The 20,066-nt window shown below is 45.4% G+C and carries 17 protein-coding genes; 3 read left to right on the forward strand and 14 right to left on the reverse strand.

Annotated features, from left to right (window positions below):
• The first annotated feature begins 1 nt into the window (after position 1).
• Both zapD and yacG read left to right on the forward strand, forming a co-directional pair.
• Positions 2–742, forward strand: a complete 741-nt coding sequence (zapD, locus tag J4N42_RS11950) for a cell division protein ZapD (protein WP_252028233.1) — start codon at positions 2–4, stop codon at positions 740–742.
• Between the two features lie 79 nt (positions 743–821).
• A complete protein-coding gene (gene yacG / locus J4N42_RS11955; protein ID WP_252028234.1) occupies positions 822–1,019 on the forward strand; it encodes a DNA gyrase inhibitor YacG in 198 nt (65 codons plus the stop codon).
• A gap of 507 nt (positions 1,020–1,526) precedes the next feature.
• Here the strand turns inward: yacG and eno are convergent.
• The 5 genes from eno to rlmD all read right to left on the reverse strand — a co-directional run bounded on the left by eno (position 1,527) and on the right by rlmD (position 9,392).
• On the reverse strand, positions 1,527–2,825 hold the full coding sequence (eno, locus tag J4N42_RS11960) for a phosphopyruvate hydratase (RefSeq protein WP_252028235.1): 1,299 nt from the start codon (positions 2,823–2,825) through the stop codon (positions 1,527–1,529).
• A gap of 77 nt (positions 2,826–2,902) precedes the next feature.
• Positions 2,903–4,543, reverse strand: a complete 1,641-nt coding sequence (gene pyrG, locus J4N42_RS11965; RefSeq protein WP_252028236.1) for a CTP synthase — start codon at positions 4,541–4,543, stop codon at positions 2,903–2,905.
• A 211-nt stretch (positions 4,544–4,754) separates the two neighbouring features.
• Entirely contained in the window at positions 4,755–5,558 is an 804-nt protein-coding gene (mazG, locus tag J4N42_RS11970) for a nucleoside triphosphate pyrophosphohydrolase (RefSeq protein ID WP_252028237.1), read from the reverse strand.
• A gap of 203 nt (positions 5,559–5,761) precedes the next feature.
• Positions 5,762–7,984, reverse strand: coding sequence for a GTP diphosphokinase (gene relA / locus J4N42_RS11975; protein WP_252028239.1), 2,223 nt, complete (start codon positions 7,982–7,984; stop codon positions 5,762–5,764).
• Positions 7,985–8,075: 91 nt separating this feature from the next.
• A complete protein-coding gene (gene rlmD / locus J4N42_RS11980) occupies positions 8,076–9,392 on the reverse strand; it encodes a 23S rRNA (uracil(1939)-C(5))-methyltransferase RlmD (protein WP_252028241.1) in 1,317 nt (438 codons plus the stop codon).
• A 166-nt stretch (positions 9,393–9,558) separates the two neighbouring features.
• On the opposite strand from rlmD, the gene barA reads away from it, so the two are divergent.
• Entirely contained in the window at positions 9,559–12,348 is a 2,790-nt protein-coding gene (gene barA / locus J4N42_RS11985) for a two-component sensor histidine kinase BarA (protein WP_252028243.1), read from the forward strand.
• Positions 12,349–12,360: 12 nt separating this feature from the next.
• Here the strand turns inward: barA and J4N42_RS11990 are convergent, their stop codons facing one another.
• The 9 genes from J4N42_RS11990 to lepB all read right to left on the reverse strand — a co-directional run bounded on the left by J4N42_RS11990 (position 12,361) and on the right by lepB (position 20,009).
• Complete coding sequence (locus tag J4N42_RS11990; RefSeq protein ID WP_252028244.1) at positions 12,361–13,587, reverse strand: diguanylate cyclase; 1,227 nt, start codon at positions 13,585–13,587, stop codon at positions 12,361–12,363.
• Positions 13,580–13,990 (reverse strand): hypothetical protein, encoded by a 411-nt coding sequence (locus tag J4N42_RS11995; RefSeq protein WP_252028246.1) that lies wholly within the window; start codon positions 13,988–13,990, stop codon positions 13,580–13,582. Before J4N42_RS11995 ends, J4N42_RS11990 begins: the two co-directional genes overlap by 8 nt.
• 9 nt (positions 13,991–13,999) lie before the next feature.
• On the reverse strand, positions 14,000–15,271 hold the full coding sequence (locus J4N42_RS12000) for a hypothetical protein (protein ID WP_252028248.1): 1,272 nt from the start codon (positions 15,269–15,271) through the stop codon (positions 14,000–14,002).
• A gap of 123 nt (positions 15,272–15,394) precedes the next feature.
• Complete coding sequence (gene acpS, locus J4N42_RS12005; protein ID WP_252028250.1) at positions 15,395–15,775, reverse strand: holo-ACP synthase; 381 nt, start codon at positions 15,773–15,775, stop codon at positions 15,395–15,397.
• A gap of 18 nt (positions 15,776–15,793) precedes the next feature.
• Positions 15,794–16,525, reverse strand: a complete 732-nt coding sequence (gene pdxJ / locus J4N42_RS12010) for a pyridoxine 5'-phosphate synthase (RefSeq protein WP_252028251.1) — start codon at positions 16,523–16,525, stop codon at positions 15,794–15,796.
• Positions 16,522–17,262: a DNA repair protein RecO gene (gene recO / locus J4N42_RS12015; RefSeq protein WP_252028253.1), complete on the reverse strand. Its 741-nt coding sequence runs from the start codon at positions 17,260–17,262 to the stop codon at positions 16,522–16,524. Before recO ends, pdxJ begins: the two co-directional genes overlap by 4 nt.
• 105 nt (positions 17,263–17,367) lie before the next feature.
• Entirely contained in the window at positions 17,368–18,330 is a 963-nt protein-coding gene (gene era, locus J4N42_RS12020) for a GTPase Era (RefSeq protein WP_252028254.1), read from the reverse strand.
• Positions 18,331–19,017: a ribonuclease III gene (gene rnc, locus J4N42_RS12025; RefSeq protein ID WP_252028256.1), complete on the reverse strand. Its 687-nt coding sequence runs from the start codon at positions 19,015–19,017 to the stop codon at positions 18,331–18,333. It lies immediately after the preceding gene.
• 95 nt (positions 19,018–19,112) lie between these two features.
• On the reverse strand, positions 19,113–20,009 hold the full coding sequence (lepB, locus tag J4N42_RS12030) for a signal peptidase I (protein ID WP_252028258.1): 897 nt from the start codon (positions 20,007–20,009) through the stop codon (positions 19,113–19,115).
• Positions 20,010–20,066: the final 57 nt, after the last annotated feature.

Here is a 20,066-nt window from a genome sequence, read left to right on the forward strand (position 1 = left end):
AATGACCACTCATAAGTTTGAACATCCTCTCAATGAGAAAACTCGCATATACCTCAGGGTTGAATCTCTGCTCAAGCAGCTGCACGTCTCTTCACAATTTTCTGATGATCTTCAACACCTATTATTCTTCCGTTCGCTGTTTGATTTGCTAGAGATTTTCGAGCAAATTCAACTAAAAAGTGAATTGGCAAAAGATATTGAAAAGCAAAGGCTGTCCTACAAAAGTTGGCTCAATGTGGACGGAGTCGATCAAGCGATGTTGCTAGATGTTCTTAAAGAAGTCGACGCTGTGCATAACGATCTGATGGGTGCTGAACGCTTTGGTCAATCGCTAAAAGAGGATCGTTTCCTCAGCACCATTCGCCAGCGTTTTAATCTTCCTGGTGGCGCATGCTGCTTTGATCTACCAGCTCTTGACCACTGGTTGCACCTGCCTATTGAGCAAAAAAACTCAGACACTAACCAATGGATGGATACGCTTCAGCCACTAGCCAATGCTCTGCAATTATGGCTTAAACTCGCACGTGAAACTGGCCACTTTAAGTCGCGTATTGCCCAAAATGGCTTTTACCAAAGCGACGCCGAAGATGCCAATATATTGCGTCTGGATATCCCCCTCAGCTATGGTGTTTACCCTATGATTTCGGGGCACAAAAATCGATTTGCAATTAAGTTTATTGATTTTCAAACCGGCCAAGCATGTACTCAAGATATCGAATTTGAACTCGCGGTATGTAGCTAATTTCAAGCTTCTGCCTTTAAATCACTATCTGTTATAATCTCCTACATCTTGTTTAGTAGCGTTAACCCTAGGACAACTCATGTCTAAGAAACTCACGATAGTGAAATGCCCACAATGCGAAGCCGACGTTGAATGGGGTGAGCAAAGCCCTCATCGTCCATTTTGCAGTAAACAATGCCAAATGATCGATTTTGGTGAGTGGGCCGATGAGGAAAATGCAATTCCTGGTGCTCCAGATATGTCGGATGCCGACGGTTGGTCTGAAGACCAATACTAAAAGCGCATTACAATTCACATATACAAGGGCTGACATGTACGTCAGCCCTTTGTGTTTCTGTTTATACGCCAAGACTAAGCTGCGTATTTCAAAAGCTTTGAGCGAGTCATTATCTGGAAGCTCTTAAGCTCTAACTTCTTCAAGGCCACTTTCTGCAGACAAAAAAACCCGCATAAGCGAGGTATTCAAAGCTCAGGTTAATCACTCGCTAGGAATTATTGACCTTTAACTTCTTTTAGACCGCTTTCGTTGTAAAAGGGAGAGCTATAGAACCTAGAGCTTCTTCATTCAACTTTCACAGACAAAAAAATGCCCCGCATAAGCGAGGCATTCAAAGCTTAGGTTAATAACTCGCTAAGAATTATTGACCTTTAACTTCTTTTAGACCGCTTTCGTTGTAAAAGGGGGAGCTATAGAACCTAGAGCTTCTTCTTTCAACTTTCACAGACAAAAAAATGCCCCGCATAAGCGAGGCATTCAAAGCTTAGGTTAATAACTCGCTAGGAATTATTGACCTTTAACTTCTTTTAGACCGTTGTAAGGAGCTTTAGAACCTAGAGCTTCTTCGATACGGATAAGTTGGTTGTACTTAGCAACACGGTCAGAGCGGCTCATAGAACCAGTCTTGATTTGACCTGCAGCTGTACCTACCGCTAGGTCAGCGATAGTTGCATCTTCAGTTTCGCCAGAACGGTGAGAGATTACAGCTGTGTAACCTGCATCTTTAGCCATCTTGATTGCAGCTAGAGTCTCAGTTAGAGAACCGATTTGGTTGAACTTGATAAGGATAGAGTTAGCTACGCCTTTCTCGATACCTTCAGCAAGGATCTTAGTGTTAGTAACGAATAGATCGTCACCTACTAGTTGAAGCTTGTCACCTAGTAGTTCAGTTTGGTGCTTGAAGCCATCCCAGTCAGACTCGTCTAGACCGTCTTCGATAGAAACGATTGGGAATTGGTTAGCTAGCTCAGCTAGGTAGTGGTTGAACTCTTCAGAAGAGAAAGTCTTACCTTCGCCTTTCATGTTGTAGATGCCAGCTTCTTTGTCGAAGAACTCAGATGCAGCACAGTCCATAGCTAGAGTAACGTCTTTACCTAGTTCGTAACCAGCAGCTGCAACAGCTTCTGCGATAACTTCTAGAGCTTCAGCGTTAGACTTAAGGTTAGGAGCGAAACCACCTTCGTCACCAACTGCAGTGCTGTAGCCTTTAGACTTAAGAACTTTAGCTAGGTTGTGGAATACTTCAGCACCGATACGTAGACCTTCTTTAAGAGTCTTAGCTCCAACTGGTTGGATCATGAACTCTTGGATGTCAACGTTGTTGTCTGCGTGCTCACCACCGTTGATGATGTTCATCATTGGTAGAGGCATAGAGAACTGACCAGCAGTACCGTTTAGCTCAGCAATGTGCTCGTATAAAGGCATGCCTTTAGCCGCTGCAGCAGCTTTAGCGTTAGCTAGAGAAACAGCTAGGATTGCGTTAGCACCGAACTTAGATTTGTTCTCAGTGCCGTCTAGCTCGATCATTACTGCGTCGATTGCAGCTTGGTCTTTAGCGTCTTTACCAACTAGAGCTTCAGCGATTTCGCCGTTTACAGCTTCAACAGCTTTAAGAACACCTTTACCTAGGAAACGAGCTTTGTCGCCGTCACGTAGCTCAAGAGCTTCACGTGAACCAGTTGATGCGCCAGATGGAGCAGCAGCCATACCTACGAAACCGCCTTCTAGGTGTACTTCAGCTTCTACAGTTGGGTTACCACGTGAATCGATGATTTCACGACCTAGAACTTTAACGATCTTAGACATTGAATGTTTCCTTCTCGTTGAATATATAATGTCAAAATTAAGGGCAGCAGCACTACTAACGCTACTGCCCGTATCCTTTACTTCTCTAATTCGCCGCGTTGGTATTCACCAGCCGCTTTCACGAAACCTGCAAATAGTGGGTGACCATCGCGAGGTGTTGAAGTGAACTCTGGGTGGAACTGAGCCGCTACAAACCATGGGTGAGCTGGGTTCTCAATAACTTCTACCAGTTTCTTGTCTGCAGATAGACCCGATACTTTTAGGCCTGCTTTTTCAATCTGTGGACGAAGAACGTTGTTCACTTCGTAACGATGACGGTGACGTTCATGAATTGTCGCGTTACCGTATAGTTCACGAGCTTTAGTCCCTTTCTCTAGGTGACATAGCTGTGAACCAAGACGCATAGTACCACCTAGATCAGAGGTTTCAGTACGTTCTTCAACTTTACCTTCACCATCAACCCACTCAGTGATTAGACCAACAACTGGGTACTTCGTCTCTTTATTAAATTCTGTTGAGTGTGCACCTTCCATACCCGCAACGTTACGCGCATATTCGATCAGTGCTACTTGCATGCCTAGACAAATACCTAAGTAAGGTACTTTGTTTTCACGAGCGTATTTTGCTGCAAGGATCTTACCTTCAACACCACGGTCGCCAAAACCACCAGGAACAAGGATTGCGTCAAGATCAGCCAGTGCTTCTTCACCTTTTGACTCGACATCTTGAGAATCTACGTATTTGATCTTCACGCTTAGACGGTTCTTAAGACCAGCGTGCTTCAGAGCTTCGTTCACTGACTTATATGCATCTGGTAGTTCAATGTACTTACCAACCATACCGATAGTCACTTCACCCGTTGGGTTTGCTTCTTCGTAGATTACTTGTTCCCACTCTGACAGATCTGCTTCAGGAGCTGTAATGCCAAAGCGTGTACATACTAGGTCATCTAGACCTTGAGATTTGATTAGCTGAGGGATCTTGTAGATAGAGTCTACGTCCTTCATAGAGATTACTGCTTTTTCTGAAACGTTACAGAATAGAGCAATCTTCTTACGCTCGTTCGCTGGGATCATACGATCTGAGCGACAAACTAGAATATCTGGCTGGATACCGATAGATAGCAGCTCTTTAACAGAGTGCTGAGTCGGCTTAGTTTTCACTTCACCCGCAGCTGCTAGGTAAGGAACTAGCGTTAGGTGCATGAACATTGCGCGTTCACGACCTAGTTCTACAGCAAGCTGACGAATCGCTTCCATAAATGGCAGAGACTCGATATCACCAACCGTACCACCCACTTCAACGATCGCAACATCGTGGCCTTCTGAGCCTGCGATTACGCGGTCTTTGATTGAGTTAGTAATGTGAGGGATAACCTGAATAGTTGCACCTAGGTAATCACCGCGACGCTCTTTTGCTAGAACGTCTGAGTAAACACGACCTGCTGTGAAATTGTTACGCTTAGTCATCTTGGTGCGAATGAATCGCTCATAGTGACCAAGGTCAAGGTCAGTTTCAGCGCCATCTTCCGTAACGAACACTTCACCATGTTGAGTTGGGCTCATTGTGCCTGGGTCAACGTTGATGTAAGGGTCAAGCTTCATCATAGTCACTTTAAGACCACGAGCTTCTAAAATAGCCGCAAGAGATGCTGCTGCAATACCTTTACCTAGAGAGGATACAACCCCGCCAGTAACAAAAATGTAATTTGTCGTCATGTTTAACCTGAAATTGGTTGAATGAGGGAAATGGATTTCTTCTGGACGGGATATAAATATACCAGAAGCCCTTTTCCGCTACAACGTGAAATCTATCACACTGCAATTTTTTATTTTTTGCTTCAAATCAAAGTGTGTTGTCGGATATTCCGTCATTTCAACTCTGATTTCACCAAACTCTGCTCATCCATAAGCTAAGCCATTCATTTACTTAAAGCTTAGATTTTTCTTCAGCTTTGACTTGGTCCCAAAAGGCATCCAACTGTTCCAAACTGTAGTCTGTGAGTTGCTTACTTTCTTTCGCAACGTGTGCTTCGACTTGCTTAAATCGACGTGCGAACTTCAAGTTGGCTTTGCTCAATGCCACTTCTGGGTCTTTACCTAAATGCCGAGTTAGATTGACTGTTGCAAATAATAGGTCACCCAGCTCAAGCTCTACTTTGTCTTCATCAGGAGAGATTTGAAGTGCTTCATCCATGACTTCTTGGATCTCTTCTTCTACCTTGCCAACAACCGGACCGATACTGTCCCAATCGAAACCAAACTTAGCACATTTCTTTTGAATTTTTGTAGCACGAGAAAGTGCCGGCAGAGAATTCGGTATTGAGTCTAGAATACTTTGCTCTGCTTTGCCTTGCTGGGCTTTTTCTTTTGCTTTCTCCGCTTCCCAGTTGGCATTAATCTGCTCATCATTCTCAAATGTGGTATCAGAAAAAACATGAGGATGGCGACGAGTTAGCTTTTCGTTTACGGTGTCTACAACTTCAGAAAAATCAAACAGACCCTGTTCCTTGGCCAACTGACTGTAAAAAATCACTTGGAATAACAGATCACCAAGCTCTTCTTTGAGGTTTGGCCAATCGCGGTTTTGAATCGCATCAACCACTTCATACGTCTCTTCAATCGTATGTGGGACTATGGTGTCAAAGTTCTGCTTTAAGTCCCAAGGGCATCCACCCTCTGGATCACGTAGCTTCGCCATGATCTGTTCTAACTGTTCGATTGGGTGACTCATTTCTCTGTTCCTTTAAATCTTTATCTAAAGAAAAAGGTGAGCAGCCAAAACCACTCACCTTTGTAATATATTGGTCAATTCTCTAAATAATTGAAGTTGTAGCTAGGCGGCAAGCGAGCGAGACTCCTGAGCATAGCTTGCCTATGTGATGGAGCGAGTGAGCGCAGGCAACAACGCTAACAACTTCAAGTATGACGAGAATTTTAGCCGAGGCGCTTAACGCTCATAACATCCTTAATTTGCTCAACACGTTTTGAAACGCGCGACAACACCTCGATGTTGGTCACTTCTAAATCAAAATCCATCACAGAGAGCTGACGCTTATAGTCGGTGCGGCTCTTCATGCTGGTCACTTTAATTTTTTCGTTGGCAAATAGCGTGGTGATGTCTTTGAGTAAACCACCTCGTTCCATTGCCTCAACACGCACTGTTAAGATGTAAGAGCCCACAAAACCACTTCCCCAAACCGTATCAATGATACGCTCCGGCGCATGATGACTTAGCTCTTCTAGTTGTTCACAATCGCCACGGTGCACCGAAATACCACGTCCTTGGGTTATGTAGCCTTTGATTTCATCGCCCGGAATTGGCTGACAGCATCGCGCTAGGTGGGTCATCAAATTATCGACGCCTTCCACGACCACGGCATCTTTCTTAGGTCGGCTTTGAGCTGGTGCTTTGTTTTCCGATTCTTGTAGACGTTCTAAGGCTTGCTGATCTTCTTCTTCCGCTGTTGGCTTGTTCACCAAAGCGTTAATGTGATTAACGATCTGGTTGATACGCAAATCACCGCTACCCACGCCTGCATACAATTCATCTGGCGTATTAACATTGAAACGCTTAAGAGCGTATTCGTCGGCATGTTTGAGCGTTGCACCAATCTTGGCTAATTCAACTTCTAGGATCTCGCGCCCAGCTTCGACGTTTTTCTCTCGGCTTTGCTTACGGAACCATGCATTAATCTTAGCGCGAGCTCGGCCTGAATGAACAAAGCCTAATGATGGGTTTAACCAGTCACGTGATGGATTCGGTTCTTTTTGGGTGATGATTTCAACTTGATCGCCCATTGCCAGTTTGTGGGTGAATGGAACGATTCGTCCAGCCACTTTAGCGCCGATACAGCGGTGACCCACTTCCGAGTGAATGTGGTAAGCGAAATCTAGCGGAGTTGCGCCCATTGGTAGATCAACGACATCACCACGAGGAGTAAAGGCATACACTCGGTCATCGAATACCTGACTACGCAGCTCATCAAGCATTTCGCCGGAGTCTGACATTTCCTCTTGCCAGTCAAGCAGCTTACGTAGCCAAGTAATTTTCTCATCGTATCCACTGCGCCCAGCGCTGCCACCTTCTTTATATTTCCAGTGTGCCGCCACCCCGAGCTCCGAGTCTTCGTGCATATCTTTAGTACGAATCTGGATCTCGATGGTTTTTCCTTCAGGCCCAAGTACGACGGTATGAATCGATTGATAACCGTTCGGCTTAGGGTTAGCAACGTAATCGTCAAATTCACTTGGAAGGTGTTTATACTTGGTGTGAACCACACCTAATGCCGCATAACAGTCTTGAAGTTTGTCTGCGATAATACGCACTGCTCGTACATCAAACAATTCGTCGAACGCTAAGCTCTTCTTCTGCATTTTGCGCCAAATACTGTAGATGTGTTTCGGGCGCCCGCTCACCTCAGCGTTGATATTTGACGATTTCATTTCGGAAGTTAAGTCGTCAACAAAGTCGGTAATGTATTGCTCACGTACAATACGACGTTCAGATAACTGCTTGGCAATTTGCTTATAGGTATCTGGCTGCTGGTAGCGGAAAGCATAATCTTCAATTTCCCATTTAAGCTGACCAATACCTAAACGGTTGGCTAATGGCGCATAAATATTGGCACATTCTTTTGCCGCTGCGCGCCTTACTTCATCGGGTGCTTTTTTCACTTCCAGCAGATTAGCAATTCGTTCTGCAAGCTTAATTACCACGCAACGGAAGTCATCGACCATGGCCAATAGCATGCGGCGCACATTATCAACTTGACCAGAAGCAGCACTTCCTTCAAGGGTAACGTTCAACTGGCCAATTGCCGCCATTTCTTCCACACCATCGATCAGTTTGATGGTTTCTTTGCCGTAACTTTCTTCTAAAGATTCTCGGTCAAATGCGCCGCTGGATACCAACGGGAATAATTGTGCTGCAACCAGTGTTGCCGTATCCATAGAAAGAGTGACCAAAATTTCATTCATTTCGCGGCCACGCCAAAGCAATAGTTCGGCTTGCTCGTTATCAGAGACTATCGTTTCACAGTGGCGATAGACCTCTTTCAAGCGTTTAGAAGTGTTCTTATCTTGTCCTAGGCTAGCCACCCAGTTATCTAAATTAAACTGCTCGTTTGGGTTTAAATGTGCGCTTCTTACCGCAACCATCTTTACATCCTAGTTATTATATTTTGTCTATATCGACTAACTGATTCCGCGTTAGTTCGAGTTCGAAGCAGGTACTTCTGACCACATTCTTCTATTTTTCAAACAGAGCCATTGACTCTAAGTGACTGGTATGTGGGAACATATCCAACATACCCAATTTAGTTAGCTTGTAGCCTTGTTTTAGTAGGCTCTGGCTGTCCCTTGCAAGGGTAGCAGGATTACACGAAACATAAACAACGCTTTGCGCACCGAGTGCGGAAAGTTGATCTACGATCCCACTTGCACCAGCTCTCGCTGGATCGAGCAACACTTTGTCGAATTTTTCGTCCGCCCAAGCTTGGCCTTCAAACTCTTGCTCAAGGTTAGCATGGTAGAACGTCGCATTGCTTAGACCGTTCAAGCTAGCATTAGAAGACGCACGTTCTACCATTTCAGGCACACCTTCAACTCCGACCACCGCATGCGCTCGCTTGGCCAAAGGCAGGCTAAAGTTACCTAGCCCACAGAAAAGGTCTAAAACGCGCTCATCTTTCTGAGGCGACAGCCAATCCAAAGCTTGTTGTACCATTTGCTGATTCACATTCTGGTTCACCTGAATAAAGTTATTCGGTTCAAATGGAATCGTCACGCCGACTTCTTGGTAATTAGGTTGCTCCCCAACCACTCGATTCAGCTGGTCACTTTCAGGCATAAGATACAAGATCGCACCGTGAGCCTGTGCTAGCTCAGCAACAGTGTTATGTTCCTGCTCAGTCAATTTTCGTGTGTGGCGGAACACTATACACGGGCCATTATCCGCTTGTACCAATTCGATATGGCCAAAGCCGTCTTGATTTGAAAAGCCGCGCAGCATGGCATCAAGTTCTGGGAGTAGCTGATTGAGTTGAGGGTGCAACACTGGACAATCAGTGACATCAACAATTTGCTTGCTCTGCTTTTTACGGAAACCAAACTTGAACTGGCGAGAGCCTTTTTCCACCTGCAGACTAATACGAGCTCGGCGTCTATAACCTTGCTCGCCACCGGCAATCGTAGGTTCTAACTCAATGTCGGTTCCACCAATTTTTTTTACCAACTGGGTTAATGTTTGCTGTTTATGAGCCACCTGAGCGGAATACGCCAGGTGTTGTAAATCACATCCTCCGCATTGATGGTAATGCGGACAAAACGGCTCAATTCGCTCTTCACTCGGCTGCAAAATCTTAATCAGCTTGCCGCGAGAATATTTACTCTTACTTTCAGTCAACTGAGTTAGCACTTGCTCACCCGGTAATACGCCATCAATAAACAAGGGTTTCTTGTTTAAGTAAGCAATACCAGCACCGTGGTGATCCAGTCGCTCAATTGAAACCGACTGATGCTTAGTGTTTAGTTGCGTTTTCTTTTTTGGTTGGAAGAAACGTGCCATGCTCTTAGTGCCTAAAGTGTTTTCAATATTATAATTGGTCCCAGTATCACTATTTAGCACTGGGAATATTGTCGAACTGTGTCGACTTGATTAAGCTAATTGATTAACTCTGTAATTCGCTTAGCGAGTTATTTTCCCATATCCAACCCACGATGTTTAGATAATAATGACCAGATATGGCTTACGTGCGCGTGTTATTACTCTTACTTTAGCGCCAACCCTAATCATTGGCTTGTTGCTCAGCGCCTTCTTTTCTTTCAATCGCTATCACGACCTTGAGCGCCAAGTAATCAATTCCGGCCTTAGCATCATCGAACCGCTTGCTATTGCGAGTGAAGACGGAATGAAAACCCAGAGCCGAGAATCTGTTCGTCGCTTGATAAGCTACGCTCACCGTAAGAACTCTAAATTTGTTCGCAGTATTGCGGTATTTGATTCAAACCATGACTTATTCGTAACATCAAACTTTCACCCAAATTTTGAAACGCTCACCTTTCCCAAAGATCAGCCCATTCCATTACTCGGCTCGTCTGAATTAAAAGAAAACACGCTAATCTTACGCACCCCTATTTTACCAGAGACTCATTTGGTCGCGACGCCAAATAGCTCAACCGACCCTAATCAAGCATTTGGTTACATCTCTGTTGAGCTTGATCTGTCGTCGCTGCGCTTACAGCAATACCAAGAGATCTTCTTAGCGGTTCTGGTGCTCTTGATTGGACTTGGGCTGTCTGGCGTATTTGCGTTTCGCTTGATGCACGATGTGACTCGCCCGATCGAGCACATGAAAAACATGATCGAACGTATTCGTCGCGGCCACCTCGATGTGCGTATCGAAGGCAAGATGCATGGCGAACTCGACTCACTGAAAAAGGGCATCAACGCTATGGCTGAATCGCTGTCGGCGTACCACAGTGAAATGCAACACAGCATCGATCAGGCCACTTCAGATCTACGTGAAACTCTAGAACAGCTAGAGATCCAAAACGTTGAATTAGACATCGCGAAAAAACGCGCTCAAGAAGCAGCACGAGTTAAATCTGAGTTCTTAGCCAACATGTCCCATGAGTTGAGAACGCCACTAAATGGGGTCATTGGCTTTACCCGCCAAATGCTGAAAACTCAATTAACCAATAGCCAAACCGATTACTTACAAACCATTGAGAAGTCGGCCAACAATCTATTGAACATCATTAACGACATTCTAGACTTCTCGAAACTAGAAGCGGGTAAACTTGCTCTGGAAAACATCCCATTTGAGTTCCAAGAAAGTCTTGAAGAAGTTGTCAGCCTGCAAGCCACCAGCGCCCATGAGAAAGGATTAGAGCTCACCCTTAAGGTTGATTCTAAGATCCCGACAGGCCTAGTGGGTGATCCACTCAGGATCCAGCAAGTGCTTACCAACTTGGTTGGTAACTCGATTAAATTTACGGAGCGCGGCAACATTGATATCAGTGTTGAATTACGTTCGCAAAAAGACGATGTGGTCGAGCTGCAGTTTATGGTCAGAGATACTGGTATTGGTATTTCTGAGCGTCAGCAAGCGCAGCTATTCCAAGCCTTCAGCCAAGCCGATGCAAGTATCTCTCGCCGCTATGGCGGTACAGGGTTAGGTCTCGTTATCACCCAGAAACTGGTCAGCCAAATGGGTGGGGAAATCAGTTTAACCAGTCGCTTACACCAAGGCTCAACCTTCTGGTTTACGCTACGTTTGCACGCGACGGATATGCCAGTAAGTGACTTGATCGAATCACAAGTACTTGAGCAGCGTCAGCTGCTGCTCATTGAACCAAACATGCAAGCGGCTTCGGTTACACAGCAGATGCTGGTACAAGAAGGCCTAGTGGTCACCTATCGTTCTTCAATGCCAGATGAAGGCGAACAATACGATTACGTTCTGCTCAACCTCGCACCGAACAAAGACATCGACTACGAAACGATTTCTAACTGGGTCGAACGTGCACAATCTATCGCGCCACATGTGATTGTGGGAACACCAAGTACCGAGTTAGCCCTATCTGACCAATTGATACAAAACCACCAAGTGCAATGTATCACCAAACCTCTATCACGTAAGAAGCTGCTGCAACTGTTAATTGCTAATCAACCAATACCGCTATTGCCGGCTATCGATACCCCTCAAAGTGAGTCGCTGCCACTTAAAGTGATGGCAGTGGATGATAACCCAGCTAACTTGAAGCTGATCACCGCTCTATTGCAAGAGCGCGTCGACACCGTTGTCGCCTGTACTAATGGTCATGACGCTGTTGAGAAAGCCATGCAGCAGAAGTTCGACATCGTGCTGATGGATATCCAAATGCCGAAAATGGATGGCGTAACAGCGTGTGGCAAGATTAAGCAGACCGAGCTGAATAAACACACTCCTGTGATTGCCGTTACTGCACATGCAATGACGGGTGAAAGGGACAGGCTACTTGCAGCTGGTATGGATGACTACCTGACCAAACCGATCGAAGAGCACGTTCTTCAGCAGGTACTGGTACACTGGAATCCATACACCAATGAGAATGAAGTTGAAAAGCTGGAGATCCCTCAACAGCTTGAGCCTGAAACCTTAAGCCCAAATACCGAGCCAACTCACCATGAAATGATCATTGATTGGCAAGCGGCCTTAAAGCAAGCAGCGAACAAAGATGATCTAGCCAAAGATATGCTAACCATGCTGCTGGAGTACATCCCAGAGGTGAATGGCATTGTAGATCAAGCGGTTGAAAGCGATGACTTCGACTCAGAACAGCTCATCCATCATATTCACAAGTTGCATGGTAGCTGCTCATACAGCGGAGTTCCACGCCTGAAGAAAGTCTGTGCTGAGCTTGAAAAAGCACTGCGTTCAGGTGCGCAAATTGAGGATATAGAGCCAGAGCTTTTCGAGCTACAGGACGAAATGGAGAAAGTCGCAGCAACCGCGTACCTCTATTTAGAGCAGATCTAATCAAGCTAGCATTTATATGTTGGAAGAGAGAGTGGTGAGAGTGCTGTAAAAGCAATAGGCGTTCTTACCACTTTCTTTAACATGGTACATCGCATGATCCGCTTCGAGCATCAACGTCTCCAACGAGTATTCCTCAATAGAAGCAAAACTGATCCCAATGCTCGCTCCAATATGAACATCACTGTTCCCATTCAGCACGATCTTTTTACAAGAGGCACGAATCAGCGCCGAAGCTACCTGCTCCGCTTGTTTTTCATCAGGAAAATCTAAGGGTAGTACCACGATAAACTCGTCTCCCCCCATACGGCCAACTATCCCACTTCCCCTCGCGACCATCTGGAAGCGCTTAGCAATTTTGACCAACACGGTATCCCCAGCCGCATGGCCAAAGCGGTCATTTACCGATTTAAACCCGTCTAAATCGATGATGAGTAATGCAAGGTAAGGCGATTCTAGCTGCGCAATTGCTACCTCACAGCCGAGTCGGTTTTTTAACTGAGTTAAGTTATCGAACTGGGCAATATGCCGATAGTGTTGCTCCATCTCTTCGACTTTCAATCGCAGGGACTTTTCCCTTTGAATCGCGCTGTCGGTCGATTCCACAAACTGATTAATACTACGCGTTACAAGACCGATTTCATTACTGCGGTTTTTTCTCTTCAATTGAATTTTTTTCGAACTACCGGGCTTCACCAACAATAGTTCTCGTGCTAACTCCGTGAGTGGTTGACCAATTACGCGCTGCACAACCCACACGATTACGACGAACACAACGACCCACTGAAATAACAAAAAGCTGATTTGATAGAGGATTTCATCGAAAGTCTGCTGCCGAATATACTCCTCATTTTCCTTCAATTGAATGTAGCCAATATGTTTACCATCAACCGGAGATTGCAGTGCAAAGCTAAAGGGCAATTCGCCAACAGGCCCTGCCAACTTCGATTTAGAAAAGGTAGCTCCACTTGAACTCACAATTCGCGCTTGTTCTATTTCCTCATGAAGCAATAAAGCATCCAGCACTTCATCCGCTATCTGTTGGTTATCAGCAAACAACGCAATTGAGGCTGAGCCTGATACCGTCAGCGCCAAGCGGCTTTTGAACTCATCTAGTTGTTTACCTCGATTGGCTAAGCCAAAGCTGGTGATGATCACCACCGCTATTGCCATGTAACTCACGGCACTTAGCGCAACAATACTAAGCAGTTGATTGGTAAGCGAGCGAGTGACCCTATTCATTGATCACCATCACCACTTTCAAATGCTTGTCACTGGGTTTTTGCAAGGTATACCCAATACTGGCGGGGTTAGAAATGAGGTGCTGTTCGAGCTCAGTATTATCGTTAAAACTATCAAGTGGTTGCACTCGCCCTGAAAACCGCAGCTTCGCCCAATAGGCATTGACCTGATTAACACTCATATTGGTGATCGATTCAAAGAACTGAGAACGTATCTCGCCTTCTCTATCCAATGGATAGATACGCGTATCTTGGTCTATCGTTCGCTTACGCCCTAAATACAGCGCTGCAAGCTCACTTTTTGAAATACTGTCTATTTGACTGTTCTGGCTAACCACGACATAGATTTCCGCTCTAACAGTGGAAGAGAAAGCTGCAATGCATAGTAATAATAGTAGCCGCATACCCCCTCCTCAGAACGCAAAGTTAAGTGAAAGGGTATAGAGTTCAAGTTGAGTCTCGACTGAGTTCAACTCAGGTTCATTCGCCCAAAGGCCGTAGCCATTCGGTGCTATCTCGACCAGATCGATTTGGGCTTTCAAAGCAATATTCTTGGCGACATCCCATCGTAAACCTAGCGACCATGTCTGTTGCTCAATTCGGCTGAGGTTCACACCATTAATCACTTGTTGCTGAAGATAGCCAAGTTGAGGTGAAATCGAGCTCCAATCCACAGCCGCGGTTTGTGGATCGAGATCAGGAGAAAAAGCCGATGCGATGATGTACGGTGACCATCCATCAACGTAATAACTTAGCGTGACATACCCACCTAAGCCCGATGGCAAAATGACTTGATCGGAGTCGGAGTGAATCGATACTAACTCGCTGGCAACCATCCATGTGCCATCGAAGTACTCAAGTCCTAACTGGGTATACATCACGGCTTCATCTTCAACAATTAATGCTCGAGATAGTGCTTGGGCTTCTTGGCTAATCGTACCTAGCCCCATCATGGATACACCACCTAACTGATTCACTAACTGCTGGGTAGAAAATGAAACTTCAGAGCTAACACCAGGTGAGTAGAGTATTGAGCCTCGTGCACGCCATTCTCCCCATAAGGCTTTAAGTGAAAGCGACACCAACTCTGTACCAGAGGTATCAACCAACTCACCAGCTGGGGATTCTACAGACGTATGGAAGTAGCCTAATTGAGAGCTGATATACCAATCGATCTCGTCGGTATAGAAGAAATAGACCGCGTCGACACCATCTACCGATTGGAAAGGCAACCATGAATAGATTTCAATTGGTGGACGAACCCAATTGTGGCCAAAGTCGATATTGCGAGTTTCTGTTGCCCAAAAGGCATCGGGAGGTAGGCGGCCTAAGCGTATATCCCAGCGTTCGCTAGGCTGGTAACCCACAAAACCAATTTCAATGACATCAAGCCAATCGTCGCTCACTCGCTTCTTAGCGACACCTTGTAAGGTAAATCGCCAGTTAGGGTTCATTGAGTAGTCTAGTTGCAGGCCAAAGCGTGAGTCCGTTAGCCATGAACCATTCGTCGTGGTGTCATAAGGTTGGGCGAGATCGCGCCTAAATCCGATACCCTCTTCATCTTCATAGCTGTAAGCGAGCGTACCAAACCCAGACAAATGCACATCACTTGCCCACGAATTAGGCGTGATAGAAAAGAGAACAACAATGCTAATAGCCCAAAGGACAACATAGCGATTACACATACGGTTAACTCCCATAAAGGAAGAAGACCAGGCGAATAATTCACTGTTGTATCGATTAAGCCTTTATTGTTATTGCGATAACGCTTGAATTTGCCTACTCAAACAATGCTTATAAGACAAATATTAGGACTCAAGTAGCACAGTCGCCACTGCATAATGGCGCTCATCAGAAATGGTTAAATGGATATTTTGCACTTTCATGCCTTGAGCAATATCTAGTGCTTTGTTTGATAAGGATAATATCGGTTTGCCATTTTGGTCATTGGCAATCGTAAAGTCTTGGAAAGAAACACCGTGGGCAATGCCCGTTCCAAGCGCTTTAGAAGCCGCTTCTTTAGCTGCGAATCGCTTTGCCAAAAAGCGGCCTTGTTGTTTAAGGCCAGTGAAGGTTTCCATTTCAGACTCGGTAAGAATGCGACGAGCGAATGCTTCTCCCGTACGCGCTAGCGCTTTTTCAATCCGCTCTATCTCAGCGATGTCTGTACCTAAACCTACCACTGCCATTGCTTTGTCCTGCTACCCTTACTTACGCGCTGCATCCATGATCGCTTTCATGTCTGCTACCGCTTTTTGCAAACCGTCAAACATCGCGCGCCCCATGATCGAGTGACCAATGTTTAGCTCATAGATTTCAGGCAGTGCCGCAATTGGAGCCACATTGTGGTAAGTCAATCCATGGCCAGCATTAACCGTAATACCTAAGTCTGCGGCATAGCTAGCACCCGCTGCAATTTTCTTCAGTTCGTCTTGTTGATCTTCTTCTGTGGTCGCATCGGCGTAGTGACCCGTATGAAGCTCAATATAAGGAGCACCACACGCTTTTGCAGCATCAATCTGTTGACGGTCGGCATCAATAAACAGTGAAACCTTGATACCTGCTTCAGTCAGTTTCTCGGTTGCCGCTTTCACTTTTTCAAGTTGACCGGCCACATCTAAGCCGCCTTCAGTCGTCAGTTCTTCACGCTTTTCTGGCACTAAACAAACAAACTCAGGTTTGGTTTGCAGAGCAATATCTACCATCTCATCAGTCACGGCCATTTCAAGATTCATACGTGTCTGAAGAGTTTCACGTAGGACTCGAACATCGCGATCAACAATGTGACGACGGTCTTCACGTAGGTGAATCGTAATACCATCCGCGCCTGCACGCTCAGCGATTTCTGCTGCGTGAACAGGGTCTGGATATTTTGTCCCGCGAGCGTTACGTAAAGTCGCAATATGATCGATGTTAACACCTAAGTAGATTGAGCTCATTTTCCAATACTCCGTGCTCCGGGAAGGCCTGCTTTTGGAAGAAACAGTTCCCTGCTTTTTAATGGTTTGCCGCCAAGATACGGCTTTAATGCTATACGTGTAAAGCGTTTTGCCGCTTTTAGTTGCTCCTTGGTCACAAAGCGACGCTCACTGATAGCAATCAGCTCATTACCAAGGAAAGTTAAGTTGTCTCTGCGTACCGATGCGATAAAACCTTTTTGCTCTCTGTAGCGATAGGTCATGTCTGGGTCAACGGGTTCACCCGTTCCCGCACAATGCAAAAAATCCACTCCATAGCCCATGGCAGAAAGTAACGCTAACTCAAAACGCCTCAGAGCAGGCTCTGGATTGTCAGCTTGGGCCAGTTCAGTCAGTGCATGCAAATAGTCATGAAACAAAGCTGGCATCGCGACTTCCGCCATTAATACGCGCCCTACCAACTCATTGATGTACATTGCCGAATAAAGGTTGATACCTGTAAGCGGCAAACCAAGGCTAATAGGTTCTGCTTGGCGTAATGTCTTCATTGAGCCGTTTCCAGACCACTTCAACAACAATGGTGTAAATGGCTGCAAAGCACCTTTAAGGTTCGAACGTTTGCTACGCGCTCCCTTAGACATCAGAGTAATACGACCATACTCCTCGCTAAATACATCGAGGATTAAACTTGATTCGCTGTATGGACGTCGGTGCAGCACAAAGCAGCGCTGCAAACCGTCTCTTGGACCATCGCTCACGGATACCCTTACAGATACAAAAAGAGAGAGTTTATACTCTCTCTTTTACAGTAGAAAAACAATTTATACCCAATTTAAGTGGATAAAGGCTAACTAGCTACGCGATTATAAGTCGTCGATGTAGCCTAGTGAGCGTAATGCACGTTCGTCATCCGCCCAACCTGATTTCACTTTCACCCAAGTTTCTAGGTAAACCTTACGTCCAAATAGCTCTTCCATGTCTAAGCGAGCTTCACGACCAATCGTTTTGATCTTCTCCCCGCCTTTACCAATTACCATTTTCTTCTGTCCGCTACGCTCAACCAGAATCAGGCCATTGATGTGGAAGCCATCAGTATCTGGGTTGTAATCGAAACGCTCGATCTCAACCGTGACTGAATACGGTAGCTCATCGCCGGTAAAGCGCATGAGCTTTTCACGCAAAATTTCTGATGCCATAAAACGCTGAGAGCGATCAGTCACATACTCTTCTGGAAAGTGGTGAGTCGCTTTCGGTAAGTGTTCACGTACGTGCTTACGCAATACATCAATGTTCTTACCATGTTTAGCAGAGATAGGCACAACATCAACGAAGTCCATCTTAGTGGACATTTCCTGCATGTGCAGCATCACGTCATTACGGTCTTGAACGTTGTCTACTTTGTTGACACACAGAACCACAGGGAAGTTCGACTTCTGCAGCTTGGTTAGCACCATTTCGTCGTCTTTAGTCCAGTGAGTACCATCTACAAGGAAGAACACTAGGTTTACATCACTTAAAGAAGAGTTTGCCGCACGGTTCATCAAACGGTTGATGGCACGCTTCTCCTCAATGTGAAGCCCTGGGGTATCAACGAAAATCGCTTGGTAATCACCTTCAGTGTCCACACCCATTATACGGTGACGTGTCGTTTGAGGCTTACGCGATGTAATCGAGATCTTCTGACCTAAAATCTTATTCAGTAGTGTCGATTTACCCACATTTGGACGACCAACAATAGCCACAAAGCCACAGTGTTGGTTTTCTGGTGAAGTTTCTTCACCACTCGACGCAAAGTACGCGTCGATATCAAATTCGTTATCAGACATTTAGCTATTACTCTGATTGACTAACTGCTCCAGAGCAGTTTCAGCAGCCGCTTGCTCTGCCTTGCGGCGGCTTGTACCTTTACCGATTACAGGCTGTCCTATTCCTGCGACTTCACACGCAACCGTGAACTCTTGGTTGTGTGCTTCACCTTTAATATTAGTCACTGTATAGACAGGTAGCGGTTTTCTTCTACCTTGCAGGAACTCTTGTAAACGTGTTTTCGGGTCTTTTTGCGAGACACCTGGCTTGATCTCTTCAAGGCGAGTTTGATACCAACTCAATACAATCGAGCGGACTTTCTCAATATCACTGTCTAAGTAAATAGCGCCAATTATCGCTTCTACTGCATCAGCCAAAATTGAGTCGCGGCGGAAACCACCACTTTTTAACTCACCTGGACCTAATTTTAAGTAATCTCCTAGTTCGAATTCACGACCTAGTTCCGCCAATGTATTGCCGCGAACTAGCGTTGCACGCATGCGGCTCATGTCTCCCTCATTCACCTTAGGGAAGCGGTGATACAGGTCATCAGCAATAACAAAACTTAAAATTGAATCGCCCAGAAACTCAAGACGTTCATTGTGTTTACCATTCGCACTACGGTGAGTCAGTGCCAGGTTAATTAGCTCAGCACTATTAAACTGGTAGCCAATTTTTCTTTCTAACTTTTCAATTGGAGAATTCATGCTCTCTCATTAATTTATGTTTAATTCTCGATACGCAACTGGCATTGCAGCGCTGATTTAACTCATCAATACTGCAACGCCAACAAGGAAGAGAATTAGTTAATACCACCAATGCGGTTGAAACGCACACCAGTTGGGATCCACGATGGTAGAACACTGTCAGCGCCGCGTTCAAACTCAAAGCTAATCCAGATACCGACAGCTTTACCCACAAGGTTAGCCTCCGGTACAAAACCCCAGTAACGGCTATCCGCACTGTTGTCACGGTTATCACCCATTACAAAGTACTGCCCTTCAGGAACAACCCACTCATTAACGCCGCTACGAGGCTGATACGCTTCAACACGATCACCACGAAGTGGGTTTACTAGGATTTGGTGTCCAACCTCACCCAGTTTTTCGTCAAGTTGAATCAAAGGAATACCGTTTTGGATAAATGGACTTTCTTCGACATTAGACAACTTCACTTGAGTACAACTGCTTTCACCTTTTGGCTGAATGCAGATTTCTTTTTTACTGCTGTAGCGAACTGTATCACCAGGCAAACCAACAACACGCTTAATGTAGTCAATGTTTGGTTGAGGTGGGTATTTAAATACCGCAATATCACCACGCTCAGGTTTACCTGTTTCAATCAGCTCAGAGCGCCAAACAGGGTCTTTAATCCCGTAGGCATACTTCTCAACTAGGATGAAGTCACCCACCAGCAGAGTTGGCATCATTGAACCAGAAGGGATCTGAAACGGTTCATAGATAAAAGAACGCAGTACCAACACGAATGCAATCACAGGGAAGATGGACACGCTGTTCTCAATCCACCACGGTTGCGCTTTTACTTTTTCCACTAACGCAGCATCTAAACCATTAGTTTGAGCTTCCACTTCAGCAACTTTCTGCAGACGCTTCTTACCCCAAACGAATTTCTCTAGCGCCCAAACAACACCGGTCACAAGCGTTACAAGAACCAGAATAAGTGAAAATGTATTCGCCATTGAATTCCCTTATCTAAAAAATACGAAAGTGAAAGAGCCGAAACCCTTTCACTTATT

It is taken from the genome of Vibrio sp. SCSIO 43135 (genome assembly GCF_023716665.1).
Classification (GTDB): Bacteria; Pseudomonadota; Gammaproteobacteria; order Enterobacterales; family Vibrionaceae; genus Vibrio; species Vibrio paucivorans.